This window comes from Actinoplanes derwentensis (assembly GCF_900104725.1).
Lineage (GTDB): Bacteria > Actinomycetota > Actinomycetes > Mycobacteriales > Micromonosporaceae > Actinoplanes > Actinoplanes derwentensis.
The window spans coordinates 3,984,740-4,005,820 of sequence record NZ_LT629758.1 but is presented as its reverse complement, the minus strand read 5'-3'; the positions used below and the strand labels follow the sequence as shown (position 1 = coordinate 4,005,820).

At 70.2% G+C, this 21,081-nt stretch carries 20 protein-coding genes; 13 read left to right on the top strand and 7 right to left on the bottom strand.

The features are described 5' to 3' along the window. Window positions 1-82 precede the first annotated feature (82 nt). Window positions 83-481: a hypothetical protein gene (locus BLU81_RS17770; RefSeq protein WP_092545697.1), complete on the top strand. Its 399-nt coding sequence runs from the start codon at window positions 83-85 to the stop codon at window positions 479-481. Next, window positions 478-4,566: a hypothetical protein gene (locus BLU81_RS17765; protein WP_092545696.1), complete on the top strand. Its 4,089-nt coding sequence runs from the start codon at window positions 478-480 to the stop codon at window positions 4,564-4,566. Before BLU81_RS17770 ends, BLU81_RS17765 begins: the two co-directional genes overlap by 4 nt. Before the next feature lie 3 nt (window positions 4,567-4,569). On the opposite strand, the gene BLU81_RS17760 is transcribed toward BLU81_RS17765, so the two are convergent. After that, entirely contained in the window at window positions 4,570-5,436 is an 867-nt protein-coding gene (locus tag BLU81_RS17760) for a helix-turn-helix domain-containing protein (protein WP_092545695.1), read from the bottom strand. 139 nt (window positions 5,437-5,575) lie between these two features. On the opposite strand from BLU81_RS17760, the gene BLU81_RS17755 reads away from it, so the two are divergent. The 5 genes from BLU81_RS17755 (at window position 5,576) to BLU81_RS17740 (ending at window position 9,101) form a co-directional block, all read left to right on the top strand. Next, window positions 5,576-6,550, top strand: a complete 975-nt coding sequence (locus BLU81_RS17755; protein ID WP_092545694.1) for an SMP-30/gluconolactonase/LRE family protein — start codon at window positions 5,576-5,578, stop codon at window positions 6,548-6,550. Between the two features lie 315 nt (window positions 6,551-6,865). Continuing rightward, a complete protein-coding gene (locus BLU81_RS17750; protein ID WP_092545693.1) occupies window positions 6,866-7,234 on the top strand; it encodes a hypothetical protein in 369 nt (122 codons plus the stop codon). Next, window positions 7,221-7,346 carry a hypothetical protein gene (locus BLU81_RS51550; protein WP_269461055.1) on the top strand — a complete coding sequence of 42 codons (126 nt, stop codon included), beginning with the start codon at window positions 7,221-7,223 and terminating at the stop codon, window positions 7,344-7,346. The genes BLU81_RS17750 and BLU81_RS51550 overlap by 14 nt, the downstream gene beginning before the upstream one ends. Before the next feature lie 31 nt (window positions 7,347-7,377). Then, the gene (locus BLU81_RS17745) at window positions 7,378-8,745 is read left to right on the top strand and encodes a M48 family metalloprotease (protein ID WP_092545692.1); all 1,368 of its coding nucleotides are present in this window, start codon (window positions 7,378-7,380) and stop codon (window positions 8,743-8,745) included. Further along, entirely contained in the window at window positions 8,742-9,101 is a 360-nt protein-coding gene (locus tag BLU81_RS17740) for a hypothetical protein (protein WP_092545691.1), read from the top strand. The genes BLU81_RS17745 and BLU81_RS17740 overlap by 4 nt, the downstream gene beginning before the upstream one ends. A gap of 224 nt (window positions 9,102-9,325) precedes the next feature. On the opposite strand, the gene BLU81_RS17735 is transcribed toward BLU81_RS17740, so the two are convergent. Both BLU81_RS17735 and BLU81_RS17730 read right to left on the bottom strand, forming a co-directional pair. Continuing rightward, a complete protein-coding gene (locus BLU81_RS17735) occupies window positions 9,326-10,096 on the bottom strand; it encodes an LLM class F420-dependent oxidoreductase (protein ID WP_092545690.1) in 771 nt (256 codons plus the stop codon). A 114-nt stretch (window positions 10,097-10,210) separates the two neighbouring features. After that, a complete protein-coding gene (locus tag BLU81_RS17730; protein ID WP_157751660.1) occupies window positions 10,211-10,828 on the bottom strand; it encodes a DUF4360 domain-containing protein in 618 nt (205 codons plus the stop codon). Between the two features lie 343 nt (window positions 10,829-11,171). Between BLU81_RS17730 and BLU81_RS17725 the strand changes: the two genes are divergently transcribed. After that, window positions 11,172-11,822, top strand: coding sequence for a DUF4360 domain-containing protein (locus BLU81_RS17725; RefSeq protein WP_092545688.1), 651 nt, complete (start codon window positions 11,172-11,174; stop codon window positions 11,820-11,822). Between the two features lie 51 nt (window positions 11,823-11,873). Here BLU81_RS17725 and BLU81_RS17720 read toward each other — a convergent pair whose 3' ends face one another. Beyond that, window positions 11,874-12,599: an SDR family NAD(P)-dependent oxidoreductase gene (locus BLU81_RS17720; RefSeq protein WP_092545687.1), complete on the bottom strand. Its 726-nt coding sequence runs from the start codon at window positions 12,597-12,599 to the stop codon at window positions 11,874-11,876. Window positions 12,600-12,690: 91 nt separating this feature from the next. Here BLU81_RS17720 and BLU81_RS17715 point away from each other — a divergent pair, with 91 nt between their 5' ends. Next, the gene (locus tag BLU81_RS17715; protein WP_092545686.1) at window positions 12,691-13,182 is read left to right on the top strand and encodes a TetR/AcrR family transcriptional regulator; all 492 of its coding nucleotides are present in this window, start codon (window positions 12,691-12,693) and stop codon (window positions 13,180-13,182) included. Here the strand turns inward: BLU81_RS17715 and BLU81_RS17710 are convergent. After that, a complete protein-coding gene (locus BLU81_RS17710; protein WP_092545685.1) occupies window positions 13,171-14,091 on the bottom strand; it encodes an NADP-dependent oxidoreductase in 921 nt (306 codons plus the stop codon). The two genes, BLU81_RS17715 and BLU81_RS17710, sit on opposite strands and share 12 nt — an antisense overlap. A 49-nt stretch (window positions 14,092-14,140) precedes the next feature. Between BLU81_RS17710 and BLU81_RS17705 the strand changes: the two genes are divergently transcribed. The 3 genes from BLU81_RS17705 to BLU81_RS17695 all read left to right on the top strand — a co-directional run bounded on the left by BLU81_RS17705 (window position 14,141) and on the right by BLU81_RS17695 (window position 18,183). Next, window positions 14,141-14,689 (top strand): TetR/AcrR family transcriptional regulator, encoded by a 549-nt coding sequence (locus BLU81_RS17705; protein ID WP_197686268.1) that lies wholly within the window; start codon window positions 14,141-14,143, stop codon window positions 14,687-14,689. Between the two features lie 119 nt (window positions 14,690-14,808). Next, complete coding sequence (locus BLU81_RS17700; RefSeq protein ID WP_231954618.1) at window positions 14,809-16,620, top strand: LamG-like jellyroll fold domain-containing protein; 1,812 nt, start codon at window positions 14,809-14,811, stop codon at window positions 16,618-16,620. 261 nt (window positions 16,621-16,881) lie between these two features. Further along, window positions 16,882-18,183: a WD40 repeat domain-containing protein gene (locus BLU81_RS17695; protein WP_197686267.1), complete on the top strand. Its 1,302-nt coding sequence runs from the start codon at window positions 16,882-16,884 to the stop codon at window positions 18,181-18,183. A gap of 13 nt (window positions 18,184-18,196) precedes the next feature. Here the strand turns inward: BLU81_RS17695 and BLU81_RS17690 are convergent, their stop codons facing one another. Continuing rightward, the gene (locus BLU81_RS17690) at window positions 18,197-19,624 is read right to left on the bottom strand and encodes a DHA2 family efflux MFS transporter permease subunit (protein WP_231954617.1); all 1,428 of its coding nucleotides are present in this window, start codon (window positions 19,622-19,624) and stop codon (window positions 18,197-18,199) included. A gap of 69 nt (window positions 19,625-19,693) precedes the next feature. Here BLU81_RS17690 and BLU81_RS17685 point away from each other — a divergent pair, with 69 nt between their 5' ends. Next, the gene (locus BLU81_RS17685; RefSeq protein WP_092545683.1) at window positions 19,694-20,242 is read left to right on the top strand and encodes a TetR/AcrR family transcriptional regulator; all 549 of its coding nucleotides are present in this window, start codon (window positions 19,694-19,696) and stop codon (window positions 20,240-20,242) included. Between the two features lies 1 nt (window position 20,243). Here BLU81_RS17685 and folP read toward each other — a convergent pair whose 3' ends face one another. Continuing rightward, a complete protein-coding gene (gene folP / locus BLU81_RS17680) occupies window positions 20,244-21,041 on the bottom strand; it encodes a dihydropteroate synthase (protein ID WP_092557244.1) in 798 nt (265 codons plus the stop codon). Window positions 21,042-21,081: the final 40 nt, after the last annotated feature.

The following is a 21,081-nucleotide window of genomic DNA, read 5'->3' as shown; positions in this document are numbered from 1 at the left end:
GCACCTCGGCTGGTCACCTGAGGGCGGATAGCCGCGCGGCGGGGGGACGCCCGGGGAACGCCGACGGCACTATCATGGTTCGATGTGGAGTGCGCGCCGCCGGACCGCTGTTCTCACCACCCTGTCCGTTCTGGCCGGCACTGCCGTCGGGCTGCTCACCAACATCGTCACCGAACGGCCCGGACCGGCCGTCGCTGGAGGACTCGTGGTGGCCGTCGGGGTCGCGGTGACACTTGCCGTGCTGCTGACGCGCGCCGGTGAGCCGTCCGCTCCGGACGGCACCGACCACGTGCAACTCGCCGACCGGGGCCGCATCCAGGACTCGCACGTCGACGTCGGGCCCGGCACCGCCGCCCGCACCCGGCAGGAAGCCCGCGACGGCGGCGAGATCACCGGCAGCAGCATCGTGATCCGGTCGCATCCCGAGACCCCACCGGCACCGGCCGGGCCGTCCCTGCCACGCGGACCCGGCCCGGCATGACCGCGGCGGTCTTCGTCGACCGGGAGAACGCGCTGGCGGCGTACGACAGGTTCCTCCTCGGACCGCCCGGCGAGGTGCTGGCCTTCTCCGGCATGTCCGGCCTCGGCAAGTCCTATCTGCTCGCCGAGCTGGCCCGGCGTACCGGATCGGGAAAGGCTCGGATCCTCGACCTGGAAACCCTGGTCGAGGCAGCGCCGGGGGAGCACGCCGACGTCGCGTTCACACTGACCGATGCCGTCGCCGCGGTGGCCGAGGAATGGACCGGTGCCCGGTTCAAGCGTTACCGGGCGGCCCGCGACCGGGCGGACGCCGCGCTCGCCGAGGCCTACGCGAAGGTGCCGACGGTCAGCCTGGTCGCCCGGGACGGGGCCCGGCTCGACCAGGTGACGGTCACCGTGGTCACCGACCCGGTGGCGGTCCGCGCCTCGGGCATCCGCTCGCAGCACCGTGACCACCTGGCCCGGGCCCTCGCCGACGACCTGGCCGCGCACCGTCCGGCCGGGCGGGTCCTGCTCCTGGACAGCGTCGAGCGCCTGCCCTTCCTCGACGAGGTGTCCGGTCCCGGTGGGCAGTCCACCTGGTTCCTTTCCATGCTGCTACCCCGCCTGACCGCGGCCGGCCTGCGGGTGGTGCTGGCCGGACGGGAGGTGCCACCGGGCCGGCCCGGCACCGTTCACCTGCCCCTGGAGGAGTGGGCACCCGGCCACACCGCGGAGCTGCTCGCGTCCCGGGGTTTCGACGACCCCGAACTCGCCGCGGCCATCCACCGGACCTGCGGTGGCCTGCCCGGCTGGGTCGACCTCGCCGCGGCGGCGGTGGACGCGGCCCGCGAGTCCGGTGTGGGCCTGACCGCCGCCGAGATCGCCCGCCGGGCCGCGGTCCATCCGGTTCGTCGCTGGCTGCCCGAGGTGTTCCTGGACCGGCTGCCACCGGCGGCCCATGCCGTGGTGACCGCGGCGGCCGTGCCCCGGGCGCTCGGGCGCGCCACCGTTGCCGCGCTGCTCGACGACGTGCCCGAAGGCGACGGCTGGTTCACGGCACTGGACCGGTACGCGTTCGTGCGCACCGAACCCGGCCGCGACGGCGAGATGACCCGGACCCTGCACCCGCTGGTGCGCACGTCGCTGCTGGAGAGTCTGCGGCGCGACGACCCGGAGACCCTGGCCCGCCTGCACGAACGGGCCCGCGACCACTTCGCCCGTACCGGTTCGCCGGTCGAGGAGCTGTACCACCGGCTCGCGTTGCGGGACCCGGCAGCGGTGGCCGGCTGGCGGCAGTGGTGTGCGGACGCGGTCGCCGCCACCGACTTCGCGGGCGCCCGTACCGCGCTCGGCCTGGTCCTCGCCCCGGAACAACGTGGTGTGCTGCTCGCGGTGGATCCCGTCGCGGTCGTCGAAGGCGAACTGACCTCCGCGGTGGTGTGCCGCTACACCGACCGGCCCGGTGAGGCGGCCGCCCATCTGGACGAGGTGGAACGGCTCGCCGGACGCTTCCGCCACCAGGAGGCGCTCAGCGCGGTCGCCGCGGAACGGGCCCGGCTGGCGCTGCGGGACAGCCGGATCGCCGACGGGATCAGCGAGGCACGGGTGGCCCTGCGACTGGCCGACGACCTCGGCCTGCCGATCTGGATCGGCAACGCCCACGACCTGCTCGGCGATCTGAGCCTGCGGGCCGGCGAACCGGGGGAGGCTGAACGGCACTTCAGCGCGGCGATCGCCGCCTACCGGCAGGGCGGTGTCCCGGTCGGGGAGGCGAACACGCTGCTCTCCCTCGGGACGCTGGTGTTGCGTACCGGAAGAATCGCTCTGGCCCGCGACCATCTCACCGGTGCACTGACCCGCTATGTCCAGGCCGGTCGGCGCAGCGGCCAGGCCGAGGCGCACATCGCGCTCGGCCAGGTGGACCGGCAGGCCGGCGACAACGACGCGGCCCGGACCCGTCTGCGCGCCGCCGAGCTGATCAAAGTGACTCTCGGCGACGAACTCGGCGCGGCCAACTGCCGTTACCGGCTCGCCGAACTGACCGCGGACGACGGCGACCCGGCGGAGGCGGAGACGGCGTTCGGTGCTGTGCGGGCCGACTACGAGCGCCTCGGCGACCGGCTGGGCGTGGCGAACGCGCTGCGCGGCCTGGCCTCCGTCGCACTGAGGCGGCGCGACTTCCCGGGTACGGCCCGGTGGCTCGACCTGGCGGACACGGCCTATCACGACCTGAAGTCCGATTACGGCGTCGCGTTGTGTCGCTACCTGCGCGGGTGCCTGCTGATCGAGACCCGGGACCCGCTGGAGGCCGCCCGGTTCCTGGCCCTGGCGGCGGACAGCCTGGAACAGACCGAGGACCGGCCGTTGCACGCGCACGCGGTGATGCTTCTCGCGGCACTGCACATCGAATCCGGTGCCGTGGCCCTGGGCGAGAAGATGCTGCGTGAGGTCCGCGCCGAGGTCGCCGCGACCCGCCCCGGCGACCTCGGCCCCCTCGACGAGACGCTCGCCGACCTCGAACGGGACCGGCGGGATGTCCGCGAGCGGCTGGACGCGCTCGCTCCCCGCACCCGGCTGCTGCTCGACCTGCTGGCACTGGTGCACGTCAACGACGCCTACTCCTACGTGGTCGCCGGAGTCTGGGAACCGCTGTGGGAGCACGCGTTCCCGAGCCGCCCCCAGCCCGCCTTCCCGGACACCGCCACGGCCCTGATCCGGACCGGTCTGATCGAAGCGGTCACCGAACAGACACCCGACGTCGGGCCCGTCGTCAAATACTCCTTCACCGAACCCGCGCTGCGCCCGATGGCCCGCGATGCCGTCAGCGCCGAACGCCGCGAACTGGTCAACGAGCTGATGACGGCGGCGTGGGCCCAGGTCTTCATGGCCGGCCGGGCCGCACCGACCCGGGTCACCGAGCGCGCCGGGCTGGGCATCGCCATCTACTCGATGGAACGAGCCGACCTCGACACCGCCTGGGAAGTGTTGCAGGACACCCTTCCCATCGCCGCGGGACTCGGCGACAACCGGGAGACACTGCGCCTGATGCGGGAGGTGGCGATACGCGGCGCCAGCTCCGAGCGGTACGCGGAATACCTGGTGGCCGCCGCCGGAGGACTGGACGAAGCCCTGGCGATGCTGGACGACGACGGACCTCCCGAACTCCAGGACGCCATCGCCGCCGAGATCCACCAACAGATGCTCGCCGCCCACCGGCCCGCCGACGCGCTGAGACTCGCCGAGACGTGGGCCGGTCGCACCGAAGGCGCCGACCATGCCCGGTGGCTCGATCGCCGGGCCCGCGGGCTGTACGCGCTCGGCCGGCACGACGAGGTCGGCGCCGCGGTCCGGGACGGTCTCGCCCAGGTCGACCGCTGGGCCACCGACCTCCAGGACCCCGACCGGCTGCGGGTGTCGCTGCTGCACTGCGCCGTCGGCTCCGCCAAAGCCACCCGTGACTGGGAACTGTCCCTGCAGCTCAACGAGCAGATCCTGCACCTGCTGGCGGCGATCGGCGCCGACGAGCATGAACGGGTCTACTACTGGTTCAGCGACAACGCCGCCCTGATGGAACTGGGCCGATTCCGCGAGTGCGAACTGCTGCTCGACCGCATCGAACCGATCTTCGCCCATCACGACGACACCGTCATGGTGGAAGCGGTCACCAGAGCGCGAGGTCTGCTGACGGCCCGGCGCGGCGACCCGGCGGCGGCACTCGCCGGGGAACGCGCGGCCCTGCGCACGGCCTACACCGCCCGCGATCCCGGCGCCGCCGCTCGCCTGCACGTCAACTACGCCAACCACCTGCGCGCGACCAACACCGCGGTGTCCGTGCGGGTGGCGCACCGGATCGCCGCCGCGGTCCTCTACACGCTGACCGGCGACGCGACGGAGGCGGCCCGAGCCGTGACGGCGGCCCGCGACGAACCACGCCGGCAGGGTTTCCGCTCCACCCGCCCCGCCGACCCCGACACCCTGGCCGGCATCCTGACCCGAGACCCCGGCGTCGACCTGCGAGCCCTGTTGAACACGCTGAACCCGCAGCGGACCGACACCGAGGCCGCCATCGAGACGGCCCTGCAGGCGGTCCGCAAAGGACGGTGAACCTCAGGCTGCGGTACGCGTCGGGGCGGTCAGCAGCGTCAGTAGCTTCAGTGCCTCGGCGGAGGCGGTGCCCGCGGGTGCGGTGCAGGTGATCAGGGTCTGGTCCGGGCTGTTCAGCGAACGCAACGACTGCTGGGTTGTGGTGAGCCGGCCCACGAGCGGATGGTGCAGGTCGTAGTCGGTGCTGGCGCACGCCTGGACGCTGCGGTCGGCCCAGAACGTGGCGAAGTCGGCATTCCGCATCGACAGCCGGCCGATGAGCGCGGCCAGCACGGCGTCGTCGGGATGCTCGCCGGCGACCAGGCGCAGGTTGCCGACGACGGCACGTGCTTTCGCGGGCCAGTCGACGTACAGGTCGCGCTGGAACGTGTCGGTGAACACCAACTCGGCCATGTTGGGACGGGTGCCAGGATCCGCCGGAGCCTCCGGGGCGATGCCGAAGCCCAGCAGAGCGTGTCCGCTGGCGTTCCAGGCGAGCACGTCGGAGCGCCGCCCGAGCACCAGCGCCGGCACGTCGCCGAGCGCCGCCAGCAGGTCGGCGAGGGGCGGATCCGTTCGTTCCACGTACGGCAGCCGGGTTGTCCGTCGGGGTTGACCGGCGGCGGACAGGACGTGCAGGTGGGCGCGTTCGGCGTCGTTGAGCTGCAGGGCACGGGCGATCGCGTCGAGGACCTCGGGCGAGGCGTTGCGGGACTGGCCCTGTTCGAGCCGGGTGTAGTACGAAGCGCTGACCCCGGCCAGCAGGGCGAGTTCCTCCCGGCGCAGTCCGGTGACACGACGCCGGTCGCCGTAGGTCGCCAGCCCGGCGTCCCCGGGCGTCATCCGGGCCCGCCACGCCTGCAGGACATCACCCAGCGGCCATCCGGTCATGCTCACGAATCGAGTATGCGCCACCGGTGCTCCGGCTGCCTGACCCTGCCAGGGGTAGCCACGACCGGGGCTGTCGCCGCACCGGGGACCGGGCGCAGTCTCGTCTCGGCAAGCCCCTTCGAAGCAGGAGATCACCCTCGTGAACATCGCTCTCACCCGTCGAGCCCTCGCGACCGCCGCCCTAGCCGGTGTCCTCGGCAGCGCTGTCACCTTCGGCGCACCCGCCTTCGCCGCCACGCCGATCAGCACGGTGAGCCGGGCCGGCGTCTCCGGTGCCCATGTCGCAGTGCATTTCGACCTGGCCGCCGGGCAGATGCCGGAGAACATCGTCCTCGACCACCACGGCAGCGTCGACGTCACCTTCGCCGGCAGCCGGCAGGTCGCCCGCATCGGTGCCGACGGCGCGATCACCGTCCTGGCCACCCTGCCCGCCCCCGCAGATCCCGCCGCGACGACTCCGGTGCTCGGATTCCCCCTGGTCACCGGGCTGGTCCGGGACGGTCGGACGTTCTACGTCGCCTACGCCACCGGCTCCACCGAAACCGGCGTCTGGAGTTTCACCGAGGGCGGCAGTCCCCGGCTCCTCGCCGCACTGCCCGCCGGCGGACTGCCCAACGGTATGACACAGGACCCCAGGACCGGTCTGCTGTACGTGACGGACTCGGTCAAGGGAGTCATCTACACGGTCTCGCCCCGAGGCACGGTCCGCACTGTCGGTTCCGGCCCGGCATTGGCCGCCGCCGGTCTGCTCGGGGTCAACGGCATCAAGATCCATAACCGGGCGTTGTACGTCTCCAACCTCGACAAAGGCACGATCCTGCGCCTGCCGCTCGGCGCCGGGGGTGTGGGCCCCGCTCGCGTGGTTGCCTCCGGCTTGACCGGTATCGACGACTTCGCGTTCACCGGCCGCGGCGACGAGATCGTAGCCACCCTCAACACCGCCAGCGAGGTAGTCCGCGTCACCAAGGGTCACACCGAGGTCCTGCTCACCGCCGCCGACGGCCTGTCCAACCCCACCTCGGTCGCAGTCCGCGGCCGTACCATCCTGGTGCCCAGCGCCGCCTACCTGACCCAGCACGACCCGAACCTGCTGATCGCCACCCTCCGCGACTGACGACCGCCGGCGCGGTACCGACCATGACGCTGCTCGGCGTGACGACGCTGGCGCTCCCCGACTTGGTCGTCGAGCTCGAAGGCGCCGCAGTGGCGTGACACCGCCCGTTCACGGCACGGACGGTGGGCCGGTGAAGGCCGGATAACCGACAGGGCAGGGAGGTGGGCTCCGCACGTGCGCTATACGGTCGGATTGTTCGTTGAGGAAGCCGAGTCCACATAGCACCGGACGTGGGTTCGGCATCGGAGGAACGGACCCAGGTTGCGGGCGGGTCGGGTGCTACCGGGGCCGTCCGCGCGACGAGATGATCGGACCATGGCGTGGCTCAAGAAACGCGACCGCGGCGGCTCCCCGGCGGCGGCCACCCGCGAACTCGCCAACCACTTGCGGGCAGGCGGACAGCTGGCCCCGATCGCGCCGCCGCTGGTGATGCAGGGCGGTGAGACGGCGTACACCGACATCGTCGTCACTGCCTTCGCCTACTACGGGGCGGACGTCTCGTGGGGGAGTGGATACGCCGTACAGGGCGGTCCGTTCTTCACGGCGTTCGGAATTCTGCGTGGCGAACTGAACCAGAGCCGGGCACGCCGGGAGGCCGAGCGGATGGCCTCAGCACAGTGGCGTGCCGAGGGCGACATCCGGGGAGCAACTCGCGGACACGGTGGACCGAATGCCCGTCGCTGAGGCCGCGCGAGAACTGGCCACGCACCCGATACCGCTCGTCACTCTGGTGCTCGACCTTCTCGGCACCCGCAAGGCCCCAGAGATCCAGTCCGCACTCACCGAACTGCGCTGATAGGAACCGTCTTTTGGAACAGAGCGCCAGCATGGCGCGGCGGCGACTCGACGACCTTCGGATCGAGCGGATCGCCATCGCGCGGAGGGCACTCGCCGACATGCGGGCGAATGGTGACGCCGAGGCCGCCGACTACCAGCAGCACATCGTCGAGTTGTTCGAGTCCACCGGCCACGATCCGGTCGAGGACATCCTGGACCAGTGCCGTTCCCAGGTCGTCGACGCGATGGCGAGTCTCGGCCAGGACCGTGCCCGGCTGCGGCTCGTCGAGGTCGGCGGTATCCCGGGCATCAGCCACACGGCGGCGATCGTCGGGTTCCTGGACGGATCCGCCATGGTGCGCGTCTCGGACACACTCACCGGCCTGATCGACATGTATGCGCGGCACCTCACACCGGCGATGGTCCCGGACGACCTCCGGGCCGGGCTTCGCGTCGCGTTCCGCCGTTTCCGGACCGGGCGGGCCGAACTGGACGAGGAACTGCTCGCCCTCTCCCTGCGGGTTCACATGATCCATTGCCGAATTCTGGCTCTTCCGGCCACGCCACTGCTGAACCTGGATTTCGCCCGGCAGATCCAAGCGGACAGGTTCGCCGAGTACGGCATCCGCCTCGTGCTGGCACACGAACTGGCTCACCACGCGCTGGGCCAACAGGCACACGACAAGCCGGGCGTGACCGCGTGCACCGGTGACGCCTCGGCTGAGCGGGAAGCCGATGACCTGGCGTTCCGGGCCGTACTCACGATCTACCGGGGCCGAGGTGATCTTCTGCTGCATGCCGTTCTCGGCATGGTGGCGGCGATGATGGCCCTGTACGCCGTCGAATCGTCCCAGTTCGCTCGCATCGGCACCTCCCACCCGTCGGCCGAACAACGAATGGAGCACCTGTTTCAGGTTGTTCCGTTCGCGGCGCGGGGGCACGTCCAGATGTTCGGCCGGGTCATGGCCGCTGCCACCTCACGAGCGAACCTGTTCGCGCCGGGCAGCGATCCGGCCCTACCGTGGCAACGGCTCCGCGATGATCCGAAGATTCATCGCCACCCGTTCAGCCTGGCGTTTCTGGACGAGATGGCTGCGTGGGACCGGATGCAGTCCGAGGACGTGGCGGCGATGGTCGTCCGGGCCGTCGACCTCAGCGGCGAGGACACCACCGTGGTGCTCGGCCTGACCGATCTCTTCCAGGCGGGGCCTGCGGCAGCACTGCGATCCTGGGGTGCCGCTGACACATTCCTAACCCGCGTCGCCGATCCGGCTGTACCGATCAGCTTCAGCGCGCTTCGCCGGGAAATCGAGCGTGCCCTGCCCGCCCACCGCATGCCGCGCCTCGGCGTCCAGCCCGTTACTGACCGGCTCGCGCTGCTGACCGAACTGAGGATGAGAGAGGAAACCACCACATGACACACCCCGTCGCTGCCTACGCGGACCTGGACGAGGAGACGCTGTACGCCGAGTTGGGCCGCCACCTGCTCGGGGATGGCCTTGGCATCTCTCCCGACGACGGCGACAGCGCCTCGGACTACGGACGGCGGTGGTTCGCCGATCGGTACCACCGACTGCAGCAGACCGTCTGCCTGCAACCACGGGCCCGTGCCCTCCTCGGAACCACCGGCTCCGACCGCATCGTCGACGCCGCCGCTATCTTCGAACTACTGCCGGAGGCGGCCGAGGATCCGATGAAGGCCGCGCTACTGGCGGTGCTCATCGCCCGAGTGGGGCTCGGAACGTTCTGCTCCAACGTGAAAGTCCCTGGTTAGCGGCACATCCGGCCGGGCGATTCGACATCCCGGTCGGATGCGCCACACAGGGCCCAAGGCGCGAACTTGAAGATCCGTTCGGTGGTCGGTCCGAGGTTCGACTGCGGGCATCGACGCGTACGAGAGACAGCCGCCAGCTCGATGCGATCCTCCGATGGCACCCCGAGGACCCGCGAGCAGGGACTGAACTTCGGAACCGATAGCTCAGCCCCCTGCCATGAGTGTTAGGCGTTGAGTTTGTCGCGCCAGCCGATGAACTCGCGGAGCTGGGTGAGGTCGGGGGTGGGGCCGCCGGTGTGGATGGTGAAGAGGCGGGCGCCGAGTTCGTACATCTTGTCGCGGTCTTCGGTTTTGCCCATGACGGAGATTTCGATCTCGTTCGGGTCGCGGCCGATGTCGGCGCAGTGCTGGCCGAGGATGCCGAGTTTGCGTTCGAGGGTTTCGGTGTCGGAGAAGCTGTGCCAGATGTCGGCGTGTTTGGCGGTCAGCTTCAGGGTCTTCTTCTCGCCGCCTCCGCCGATCAGAACGGGGATGTCGCGGGTCGGCTTCGGGTTCAGCTTCTCCCAGCGGGATTCGATCCGCGGCAGGGAGACGGCGAGGTCGTCGAGGCGGCCGCCGGCGGTGCCGAACTCGTAGCCGTATTCGGTGTAGTCACGTTCGAACCAGCCGGAGCCGATGCCGAGGATCAGGCGGCCGTCGGAAATGTGGTCGACGGTGCGGGCCATGTCGGCGAGCAGTTCGGGGTTGCGGTAGCTGTTGCAGGCCACCAGCGCGCCGATCTCGACCCGTGAGGTGGATTCGGCCCACGCCGCCAGCATGGTCCAGCACTCGAAGTGCAGGCCGTCCGGCTCGCCCGAAAGCGGATAGAAGTGGTCCCAGTTGAACAGGATGTCCACGCCCAGGTCTTCGGCCTCTGAGGCGGTGCGGCGGATGGTGGCGTAGTCCATGTGCTGTGGCTGTAGCTGTAACCCGATGCGAACCGGCCTATCGATCATGGACTGAGCCTACGTGCCGGCGGGCTTCGGAGCGCGCCGACGAGGGCGGGGAAGCCCGATCGTGGTGGTGGAGACCGTCACCGCCGTCCAGGGAGGCGGCAGTGACGGCCGGGGTCAGCAGGAGGACAGGCTGTAGTTGAAGAGGGTGTCGACGTCGCCTTCGGTGTTGCTCATCGACATCGTGCTGGTGCTGGTCGAGGTGCCGGCGTCGATGCGCAGCTCGGTGTTGATGTTGAGGACGCTCTGGGAGCCGCATTCGGCGTACGTGAGCACGGGGGCTACGTCCCAGGTGGTCCAGAGGCCGGAGTACGGGCCGGTGAACGTCGCGTCCTTGCGTTCGGTCGTGGACGCGCCCTGCCAGTAGTAGCTGGTGCGCTGGAGGGCGGTGGCACCGGATTTCAGGGTGGCCCGGCCGCGGTAGTTGGCGGAGGCGATCGCGATGGTCCAGCCGTCGGGGATGGACACCAGGACGCCGAGCTGGCAGTTCTTGCGGCGTTCGACGATGTCGGCGCCGCCGCCGGCGGTGGCCGTGAAGTCCCGGTAGCGGACCCGGAATCCGGTGTTGTCGCTGTTGCTCACGACGGTGGCGGTGCCGGGGGCGCAGCCGGAACCGCTGGCGGCGATCACTTCGACGGTGATGGCGGGGGCCGCGGCCAGGGCGGGGGCGGCGCCCAGCGGGAGTGCCAGGGCCGCGCCCAGCACGGCCGCGATCACGCGATTGCTGTTTCTCATGGACTTCCTTCCGGGAAGAACGGGGGGAACGGACGGAACGGGGAACGAGTGGAACGGGGAGAGCAGGCGGAACGGGAAGAACGCAGTCATTCGGCGACCACCGTAGTTGCGTTCACCTCGCATTTACAAGCATGAATCTGCTATTGATCTCCAGGAAACAGCGAAACCCGCGCCGACTGCCGGTCAAAACACCGCATAAGGGTCGTGGAGGCGGCTTTTGTCGGCTTCCTGCCTTGCATTCCTCTTTAGCGGCGGGCAACAAGACGCAGTTTACGAGTGTTGACTTCTATTGAAGTCCATCAATAGCTTGAGCCGACCGTTCCCGATCCCGAAGGGGATAAAGATGAAAAGTTTGTTAACCCGCTGCGGCGTGGTGCTGGCGCTCCTGGCGTCGACGCTGCTCGTCGGGACACCGGCGTCGGCGATCATCGTCATCGTCGACCCGCCGCCGTCCGGTGAGATGTCCATCGAGCTGGTCGCGATGGCGGGCTCGGGCTGCTCGCCGGGCACCGCGGACGTGGCGATCTCGCCGGACAACTCGGCGTTCACCGCGATCTACAGTGCCTACCTGGCGCAGGCGGGCCCCAACATCCCGGTGACCGAGAACCGGAAGAACTGCCAGCTCAACGTGCTGGTGCACGCGCCGGCCGGCTTCACCTTCGCGATCGCCAAGGTGGACTACCGCGGCTACGGCTACCTGCGGCCCGGCGCGACCGCTCAGCAGCGGGCGAACTACTACTTCCAGGGCATGACGGTCGGCAGTTACGCCAACCACGCGATCGCCGCGCCGCTGGACGACAACTGGATCGCCACCGATCAGATCCCGATCGCGTCGCAGGTCTTCCGGCCGTGCGGTGAGCAGCGCAACCTCAACATCAACACCGAACTCCGGGTCACCCGGGGCAGCTCGACCGACGTCAGCTACCTGACGATGGACTCGACCGACGGCAGCATCGAGACGATCTACCACTTCAACTGGATGCGGTGTAATTAAAAAGAATGAGGCGATGACAGTGAAAGCTGTCATCGCCTCATCAAAAGCAATTCAGCGAGCGATGTATCCACCGTCGACGAACAGTTCCGCGCCGGTGACGAACGAGGCCTCGTCGCTGGCCAGGAACAGCACCGCGTTGGCGACCTCCTCGGCCCGGCCCACCCGGCCGAGCGGGGTTACCTCAGCCAGCGGCGTGCGGTCGGTGTCGCCCATCATCGGCGTCTCGATGAAACCGGGATGCACACTGTTGACCTGGATCCCGATCGGCGCCCATTCGATGGCGATGTTCTTCGTCAGCGTCCGTACCGCGCCCTTGGCGGCGTGGTACGCGGGGGACGAACCGAAACCGCCGGACGCCCCGAAGATAGAGCTGATGTTCACGACCGAGGCGGCGGGGGCTGCCTTGAGCAGTGGCGCGAACGCCCTCATGCCGAGGAACACGCTGGTCTGAGTGACCGCGACGACCTTCTCGTACGTGGCCAGCGCGGTGTCCTCCAGCACGTCCCGGTCACTGATGCCGGCGTTGTTGACCAGGATGTCCAGCCCACCGAACGTCTCCTGAACGGTCGTCACGGCCTGTGCCCAGGCGGCCTCGCTGGTGACGTCGAGGCTCAGGTAGTGGCCGCCGAGGTCGGCAGCCGTCTTCGCGCCGAGCTCGTCCTGCACGTCGGCGACGATCACGGTCGCGCCCTCGGCCGCCATCCGCTCCGCGGTCGCCTTGCCGATGCCGCCGGCCGCCCCGGTAACCAGTGCCGTCTTGCCTGTCAGTCGTGCCATCAGAATCCTCCTAGGGGAACAATTACTAAACGATACGTCTCGTATAGTTATGAGTACCCTGTGATCTGCGCGATGACCACGAAGGAGACCGATGGCTGGCCGGAAGCGTGACCCCGAGGCGCAGCGGGCGGCCCTGGCCGCGGCCGAGGAGTTGCTGATCGAGATCGGCTATCACCGGGTCACCATGGAGAAGATCGCCGAGCGGTCCGGCGTCGCCAAGATGACGCTGTACCGATGGTGGCCGAACAAGGCGGCCGTCGTCACCGACGCGGTCCGCGGCAAACTGGCCCCGGCGCAAGAGCCGATGGGGGACGCCCTGACCGTGTTGGCGCAGCTTACCGCGGCGCTGACCCGCTACGGCGACGCCAGCGTGGTCGCCGCCGCGATGAGTTCCCGCGGCGAGGCCGGCCGCGCCGACCTGCGCGACATCCTGCACCCGTGGGAGCAGGCCCTGACCGCGGTGACCGACACGGTCACCGCCCAGTCCTGGCTCGGCTACGTCGTCTACCGGGTGGTCTTCCTGCTGGAGGAGGTCACCGAGGCTGACCTGCGCACCCTGGTCGAGCGCCGGTCAGCCGACTGACAGGACGATCTTGCCGCAGGCGTGGCCGGTCTCGCCGAGCCGGTGTGCCGCGGCCGCCTCGTTCAGCGGAAAGACCCCGGCCAGCGGCACTGTGAACCGCCCCTCGCCGGCCAGCCGCGCGGCGACGGACAGGGCGTCCCGGGACTGCGGGTCCGCGCCCGGCCCGGCCGATCGCGACATGTGGACACCGTGCTCCGGTGCGGTGAAGTCGGCGATGGTCACCACCCGGCCCGGCCCGCCCGCGACCGTGACCAGCTCGGCCAGCGACCCGGAACCCGCACAGTCGAACACCGCGTCCACCGGACCACCGAGCCGCCCGGCCAGACCCGGACCGTAGGTGACCGGTTCGGCACCGAGCCCGGCGAGGAACTCGTGGTTGTGAGCACTCGCCGTGCCGATCACCCGCGCGCCGCGAGCCCGGGCCAGCTGGATCGCCAGAGTGCCGACCCCACCGGCGGCGCCCTCGACCAGCAGAGTGTCACCGCCGGTGATCGTCAACAGGTCGAGTACCCGTACCGCCGTCTCGGTGTTGGCGGCGGCGCCACCGGCCTGTTCCCAGCTCAGTGCCGCCGGTTTGGCCGCCCACAGGTTCAGGACTGCGTACTCGGCGTTGGCGCCGCCCAGCCGGGCCAGGTCGGTCATGCCGTACACCTCGTCGCCGGGCGCGACCCCGGTCACCCCGGCACCGATCTCGTCGACGACACCGGCCGCGTCGACCCCGAGGGCGTGCGGCAGCGGCAGGGGGAGGCGGTGCTGAAGGGCGCCGGAGCGCAGTTTCCAGTCCGCCGGGGTGACACCGGACGTGCGGACGGCGATCCGGATCTCGCCCGGTCCCGGGTGCGGCTCGGGGATCTCGGTGACCCGCAGCACGTCGGCGGGCCCGTACTCGAAGAACTGCAGTGCTCTCATGCCCGGACACTATCCGGAACACCCCGTCCACTTGGCTAAAGTGAGAGTCGTGACGGTGAAGATGATTCAGACGCTGCGCTCCGACGCCCGCGACAACCGGGAGCGGATCCTGGCGGCGGCCCGGGAGCTGTTCGCCGCCGAGGGCCTCGACGTGCCGATGCGCGAGATCGCCCGTCGAGCCGACGTCGGCCCGGCCACGCTCTACCGGCGCTTCCCCACCAAGGAGTCGCTGGTCACTGAGGCGTTCGAGGAGCAGAACCAGGCCTGTTCCCAGGCGGTGGACCGGGCCCTCGCCGACCCCGATCCGGGGCGGGGCTTCCGCGGCCTGATCGAGCAGATCTTCGAGCTGCACGCCCGGGACCGCGGGTTCACCGCGGCGTTCCTGGCCGCCTATCCGCAGGCCATCGACCGGGCGGCCGCTATGGAGCACGGTTACCGTGGAGTCGCCGTTCTCGCCGCCCGCGCCAAGGCCGCGGGAGAGTTGCGCCCGGACTTCACCGTCGAGGACTTCGTGCTGGTCATGCGGGCCAACAGCGGCTTGCGCCCGGACGAGTCCCGCCGCTTCGCCGCCCTGGCCATCCAGGGCTTTCGACCCTGAGATCAACACCTTCGATGGCGTACGGGGGAGCATAGTCCCGCCGCCACTTTTGCGGATCTCGGAAGTTAGTCCCCGATGTGGCACATATCCCCAGAATTGGTAAAAAAGCGCTGCGCCGTGTGCTGACCACCGCGGTCGCGACGATCATCGCCGCCGCCGGGGGTACGGCGTCCGCCGAGGTCGTGTCCTCCGAACCGTCCTCGTCCCCGTCGTTCAACGGCCCCGTGTACGCGGTCGCCTACGCCGACGACACCGTCTACGTCGGCGGCGACTTCACCCTCGCCTCGGTCAACGGCCGCAACAGCCCGCGTACCCGGCTCGCCGCTTTCGACGCCCGCACCGGAGCCCTGAAGGACTGGCGGCCCACCGCCGACGCCAACGTGCGCGCGCTCGCCGTGGCGGACGGCGTCGTCTACGCGACCGGCGACTTCGACATGATCAACGGCGAGTCCCGGGACGCGGTAGCCGGCATCAACAGCACCGACGGCCGGGTCACCGCACTGCGCCACACCGTGTTCGGCCAGCCCAACGCCATCGCCGCCGGGCACGGCCGGATCTACCTCGGCGGGCGGATCGCCGCGGTCGACGGCGTGCCACGTGCCAACCTCGCCGCCTTCGACGCCACCACCGGAAACCTCGACCCCGCCTGGCGCCCGGCCACCGACGACACCGTGAACGCGCTCGCCGTCAGCAGCGACCGGATCTACGTCGGCGGCAGTTTCCACAAGACCAACGACGTCAGTTCCAGTCTGCGGCTCACCGCCGTGCACCCGGTCACCGGCGAACTGGACCGGCGCTTCCAGCCGAAACCGGTGTCCCAGGTGTTCGCGCTGGCCGCCGACGACGACGGTGTCTACGCGGCACTCGGCGGGCAGGGCGGGCGGGCCGTCTCCTACAACCGGGACGGCCAGACCCGCTGGACCCGGGTCTTCGACGGCGACGCCCAGGCGATCACTGTGCTCGACGGCACGATCTACGTGGGCGGCCACTTCGACAAGGCCTGCACCACCACCAACAACGGGGCCCGCGGCATCTGCACCGACGGTTCGGTGGCGCGGGGCAAACTCGCCGCCGTCGACCGCGACGGTAACCTGCTCGGCTGGGCACCCCAGGCCAACGGGGTGGCCGGGACCCGTCAGCTCGCCGCCAGCGCCCGGCTCGGATCGGTCAGCGCGGTCGGCGACTTCACCCTGGTCAGCGGCCTGATCCGGAAGCGGTACGTCGAGTTCCACGGCGTCACCCCACCCCTGGAGAGGACCGCTGCCGGTCACGCCCCGGCGTACCGGCAGGCCTCGCCCGGTCACGTCGCGGCGTACAACTTCGACAGCACCGTCGCCGACGGCACCTACGACGACGGATCCGGGCACGGGCACCTGCTGCGCGCGGTCACCCGCAACGGCGGCACGCCCCGGATGGTCCCGCACGGCCGCGGGCACGCCATCGGCTTCCCCGCCAAATGCGCCGGTGGTGACTGCCCGCGCCTCGTCCTCCGGGCCGGCGATGCCACCGGTCTCAACCCCGGGACCGGACCGCTGCGGTACGGGGCCGGAGTCCTGCTCTCACCCACCGAGACCGGACGGGGCGAGAACATCCTGCAGAAGGGTTACTCGACCGGGGGTGGACAGTACAAACTGCAGGTCGACGGTCTGTCCGGTAAGCCCAGCTGCGGCATGAGCGACGTGGCCGGCACAGTGCACGTGGTCCACAGCCGGACGACGGTGGCCGACGGCCGATGGCACAGTCTGGAGTGCCGCCGCATCGGCCCGGCCCTGACGATCCTGGTCGACGGCCGCACCGAATCGACGACGACGATCCCGGAAGCCCTGTCCGTGGACACCAGCCACCCGATCACCATCGGCGGCAAGGGCGTAGGCCGCAACAACGACCAGTTCCACGGCACCCTGGACGACGTCTGGGTGCAGATTGGCTAAAGCTGGCTGGCTCATCACAGCTGAACGTGTGCCGGTCGGAAGGCCGGCACACGTTCGTACAGCTGCGCCGGGGGAGGCCGGCGGGATTCGTCGTCGTCCGGACCGGGGAGAGCGATGCGTGGATCATCGGCCGAGGACGGAGGCCGGTGACTCGCGCTGACCGGACGGCGCAGAATCGAAGGCCATCGTTGCAGCCATGTTGCCGACGCGCAACAGGCTGTTTTCCGGGCCCGCTGGCCGCCGCCCCGCACAATGGCCACCGTGGACACCCTTGCTTGCGGGCACGCCGCGTACGCCGGCCGCAGTCGCCTCTGTCCCCACCTGTTGTCGCCCGGCGAGGACGACGAGATCGACTACATCCGGCTGTTGACCGGCCGGGGTATCGAGGCGGATCTGTGCTGCGAACCCTGTGACCTGGCCCGGCAGCAGGGCACCCCGGTGCGGCTCGCGGTCGCCTGCGAGGGCTGCGTGGCGTCGTACGACGACGCCGAGGCCGGTTCCTGTACCGGCTGGCGTGGCGAACCCGGCATCGTCGACCGGCCGGAACCCGTCGATCCGGCCGTCGTCGCCACCCGGCTGCCGGGTTTCCTGCACACCGTGCCGGCGATGGCACCACTGCCGACCGGCGACCAGCGATCGGTCTGGCTGCTGCTCACCGACTCCCGGTGGCTGATCAGTTTCGACGCGGACAACCCGTCGTCCCGCTGGCCGGGGCCGTCCCAGTGGCTGGCGCGGACGCGGGTGCCCAGGGAACGGGACAACACGAAGGTGCGCCCGCGCCTGCACACCTCCGCGGACGGCCGGTTCGCGGCGGTCGTCAACGACTTCGGCCGGTACGGCGAGGTGATCGACCTGACCGCCGGCAAGGTGACACTGAAGCTGGACAACACCGGCAACCGGGCCGAGCACGTACCGTTCTCGCTGGCCTTCACCGAGCACGCGGGCCGTACCGTCGTGGTGCACCGCACCTCCTGGAACCGGCTCGACATCAGTGACGCGGCCACCGGTCGCCTGCTCACCGCCCGGGAACCGGCGGGGGATCCGGCGGAGTTCGCCGGCCTCTACCGCGGCGCCCTGGCCGTCTCGGCGGGCGGCCGGTGGATCGCCGACGACAGTTGGGCGTGGAGTCCGTTCGGTGTGCCGTACCTGTGGGATCTCGAACGGTGGCTCAGCCGGGACGTGTGGGAGTCCGACACCGGCGCCAGTCGCCAGTGGCTGTGCCAGCGGTTCGACTGGAACACCCCGATGCGCTGGATCGGCGACGATCTGCTGGCGCTCAGCGGCATCGGCGACGAGGCCGAGGCCCTGGCCGGGGTGCGGATCTTCGACGCGACCAGCGGCCGGGAGGTGCAGACGTTCGCCGGCCCGCGGGGCGCTCTGTTCAGTTCCGGCCGGCGGCTGTACGCCGCCGGCCCCGACGGCCTGGAGATCTGGGATCCGTTCACCGGCGCCCGAACCGGCCGTATCCCCGGTTTCACCCCGAGCCATCACCACCGCGGCACCGGCGAGCTGGCCGCCCTCACCGATGGCCACCTCCTGCGCTGGCGCATCAGCCCACACTGACCGAACGCGTGGCTCAGAGCGCTGGGCTGGGCTCGGCGATCGGTTCCGCCGGGGCGGCCGCCGGGATCGCCGCGTCGCGGGGGAGCAGGACCGCGACCAGGGCGCCGACCGTCAGGATCGCCGCGCCCACCAGTACCCCGGGGACCGCGCCGTCCACGAAGTCCTGCGGGTTCGCGAACCCGCCGTACGTGCTGAAGACCGACGACAGCGCCGCCACTCCGGCCGCCACCCCGAACTCGCGGACCGTGTTGTTGGTGCCGGACGCCACGCCCCGCTGCTGGGCGGAGACGCTGGCCAGGGTGATCGTGCTGATCGGTGCGAAGGTCAGGCCCATCCCGATGCCGGCCAGCAGGAACGCGCCGATGAAGTCGATGTAGACCGCGTCGGTGGAGAGGACCAGGCCGACCCAGAGCAGGCCGGCGGCCAGCAGGAACTGACCGGCGACGACCAGATTGCGGACGCCCAGCCGGGCCCCGAAGATTCCGGCCAACGGTGCCACGATCATCGGGGCGGCGGTCCACGGCAGGGTGCGCAGCCCGGATTCGAGAGGGCTCAGACCCTGGGTGACCTGGAAGAACTGCGCGAGCAGGAAGACCGAGCCGAACGCTCCCGCCGAGAACGTCAGCGACACCACGTTGACCAGGCTGAACGAACGGGAACGGAAGAGAGTCAACGGCAGCATCGGGGTGCGGTTGCGGACCTGCCAGAGCAGGAATCCGGCGAGCAGCGTGACGCCGCCGACGAGCATGACCGGCACCCGGCCGGTGGTCCAGCCGCGGTCGGGGCCGTCGACGATGCCCCAGATCAGCAGCAGCATGCCGCCGGCCGAGAGCAGCAGGCCGAGCGGGTCGAGGCGCCGGGCTCCGCCGCGGGATTCGTCGAGCACCACGGCGGCCAGGATCAGTGCGACGACGCCGATCGGCACGTTGACCCAGAAGATCCAGTTCCAGGTGAGGCCATCGACGACCGCGCCGCCGACCACCGGCCCGACCGCGACGCCGAGGCCGGTGATGCCACCCCAGATGCCGACGGCCGCGTTGCGCAGCCGGTCCGGTACGGCTCCGGCCAGCAGGGTCAGCGAGAGCGGTGCGATGGCGGCGCCGCCGATGCCCTGAACGGCGCGTGCCGCGGTGAGCTGCCACGGTTCGCTGGCCAGGGCGGCCGCCGCGGAGGCGACGGTGAACAGGGCGATGCCGGCCAGGTAGACCCGGCGGCGGCCGAGGCGGTCGCCGAGTGCGGCGGCGGTGAGCAGGAAGGCGGCGAACGGCAGCGTGTACGCGTTGACGAACCACTGCAGGTCGGAGATCGAGGCCCCGAGTTCGGTGCGGATGACCGGTAGCGCGGTGCTGACGACCAGGTTGTCGAGCGCGCCCATGAAGGCCGGGATGCCGACGGCGGCGATCACCAGCCCGAACGGGCGATGTCTGGTGGTGGTGGACACGTGTTCCCCCGGTAAGTTGTTATCGACTGATAACTAAAGAAGCTAAGCATCAACTGATAACCTGTCAACATGGTTCGGACCCGTCTCACCGCTCAGGAACGTCACGCTCAGATCGTGCGGGCCGCCGTGACCGCTTTCGCCCAGGGCGGCTATGCGGGCACCACCACCGACCAGGTGGCCCGGATAGCCGAGGTCTCCCAGCCGTACGTGATCCGCCTCTTCGGCACCAAGCAGGAACTGTTCCTGGCGACGCTGCGGCACGCCGGTGGCCGGGTCGGGCAGATCTGGCGCGACGCGGCGGTGGCCGACCCGACCCTGGCCGGCCTGGGCGCCGCCTACAAGACACTGCTCGACGAGCGGGACCTGCTCGTGGTGCTGCTGCACGGCTTCGCCGCCGCGTCCGACCCGGGTCTCGGCGACGCGGTCCGGGACTGTTACGGCGAGCTGTTCCTGCTGGTCCAGGTGCTGACCAGCTGCTCAGCGGAGGAGGCTCGGGACTTCTTCGCGCACGGCATGCTGATCACCGTCCTGGGGGCGATGCGGGTGCTCGGCCCGGAAGCCGTGCCGCCGACGCAGTGGATGATCGATTTACTGGGCACCCTGCCGTACCGGCAATGATCTAAAGGTTGTGCCTGGTGTAAACCGGCTCGCGCCAGCCCAGCATCGCCTCGGTCATCCGGATCGCGTCGAAGTGGGCGCGGACGTCGTGGACACGCAGGATCCGGGCGCCGCGCAGGATCGCGAAGACCGCCGTGGCCAGGGTGCCGGCCAGCCGTTCCTGCTGCGGGCGGTCCAGGGTCTCGCCGATGAAGTCCTTGTTGCTGAGCGCTGCCAGCATCGGGTAACCGATCGCCGCGATCTCGTCCAGCCGCCGGGTCAGTTCGAGGGAGTGGTGGGTGTTCTTGTTCAGGTCGTGGCCCGGGTCGATGATGATCTGGTCCGGGCGGACACCCCGGGACAGGGCGAGATCCACCCGGGCCCGTAGGAAGTCGCCGACCTCGGCGGTCACGTCACCGTATTTCGGGCTCGGATAGGTGGTCCGCGGCGCCGCCAGGCTGTGGCAGATCACCAGCTGCGCGCTGGTGCCCACCACGGCGTCGGCCATCGCCGGATCCCGCAGGCCGGACGTGTCGTTGACGACCCCGGCACCCGCCTCGATCACCGCGCGGGCCACTTCGGGGCGGAACGTGTCGACCGAGACGACGGCCAGACCACGGGCGGCCTCCACGACCGGCATCACCCGGTCCAGTTCCTCGGCTGCGGACACCTCGGGGCCGGGCGCGAACGGCACTCCGCCGATGTCGATCCAGTCGGCACCGTCGTCAGCGGCCCGCTTGACGGCCTCGGTCGCCTTCTCCAGCGCGAACGTGCGGCCCTTGTCGTGGAACGAGTCGGGAGTCCGGTTCACGATCGCCATCACCACGACCCGGCGGGAGAAGTCGTAGGCCTGTCCACCG

Bases quoted from the DNA above. Each gene is read 5' to 3' on its own strand.
- BLU81_RS17770 (WP_092545697.1), top strand. From the start codon at position 83: ATGTGGAGTGCGCGCCGCCGGACCGCTGTTCTCACCACCCTGTCCGTT.
- BLU81_RS17765 (WP_092545696.1), top strand. From the start codon at position 478: ATGACCGCGGCGGTCTTCGTCGACCGGGAGAACGCGCTGGCGGCGTAC.
- BLU81_RS17760 (WP_092545695.1), bottom strand. From the start codon at position 5,436: ATGACCGGATGGCCGCTGGGTGATGTCCTGCAGGCGTGGCGGGCCCGG.
- BLU81_RS17750 (WP_092545693.1), top strand. From the start codon at position 6,866: ATGGCGTGGCTCAAGAAACGCGACCGCGGCGGCTCCCCGGCGGCGGCC.
- BLU81_RS51550 (WP_269461055.1), top strand. From the start codon at position 7,221: ATGCCCGTCGCTGAGGCCGCGCGAGAACTGGCCACGCACCCGATACCG.
- BLU81_RS17745 (WP_092545692.1), top strand. From the start codon at position 7,378: ATGGCGCGGCGGCGACTCGACGACCTTCGGATCGAGCGGATCGCCATC.
- BLU81_RS17740 (WP_092545691.1), top strand. From the start codon at position 8,742: ATGACACACCCCGTCGCTGCCTACGCGGACCTGGACGAGGAGACGCTG.
- BLU81_RS17735 (WP_092545690.1), bottom strand. From the start codon at position 10,096: ATGATCGATAGGCCGGTTCGCATCGGGTTACAGCTACAGCCACAGCAC.
- BLU81_RS17730 (WP_157751660.1), bottom strand. From the start codon at position 10,828: ATGAGAAACAGCAATCGCGTGATCGCGGCCGTGCTGGGCGCGGCCCTG.
- BLU81_RS17725 (WP_092545688.1), top strand. From the start codon at position 11,172: ATGAAAAGTTTGTTAACCCGCTGCGGCGTGGTGCTGGCGCTCCTGGCG.
- BLU81_RS17720 (WP_092545687.1), bottom strand. From the start codon at position 12,599: ATGGCACGACTGACAGGCAAGACGGCACTGGTTACCGGGGCGGCCGGC.
- BLU81_RS17715 (WP_092545686.1), top strand. From the start codon at position 12,691: ATGGCTGGCCGGAAGCGTGACCCCGAGGCGCAGCGGGCGGCCCTGGCC.
- BLU81_RS17710 (WP_092545685.1), bottom strand. From the start codon at position 14,091: ATGAGAGCACTGCAGTTCTTCGAGTACGGGCCCGCCGACGTGCTGCGG.
- BLU81_RS17685 (WP_092545683.1), top strand. From the start codon at position 19,694: ATGGTTCGGACCCGTCTCACCGCTCAGGAACGTCACGCTCAGATCGTG.
- folP (WP_092557244.1), bottom strand. From the start codon at position 21,041: ATGGCGATCGTGAACCGGACTCCCGACTCGTTCCACGACAAGGGCCGC.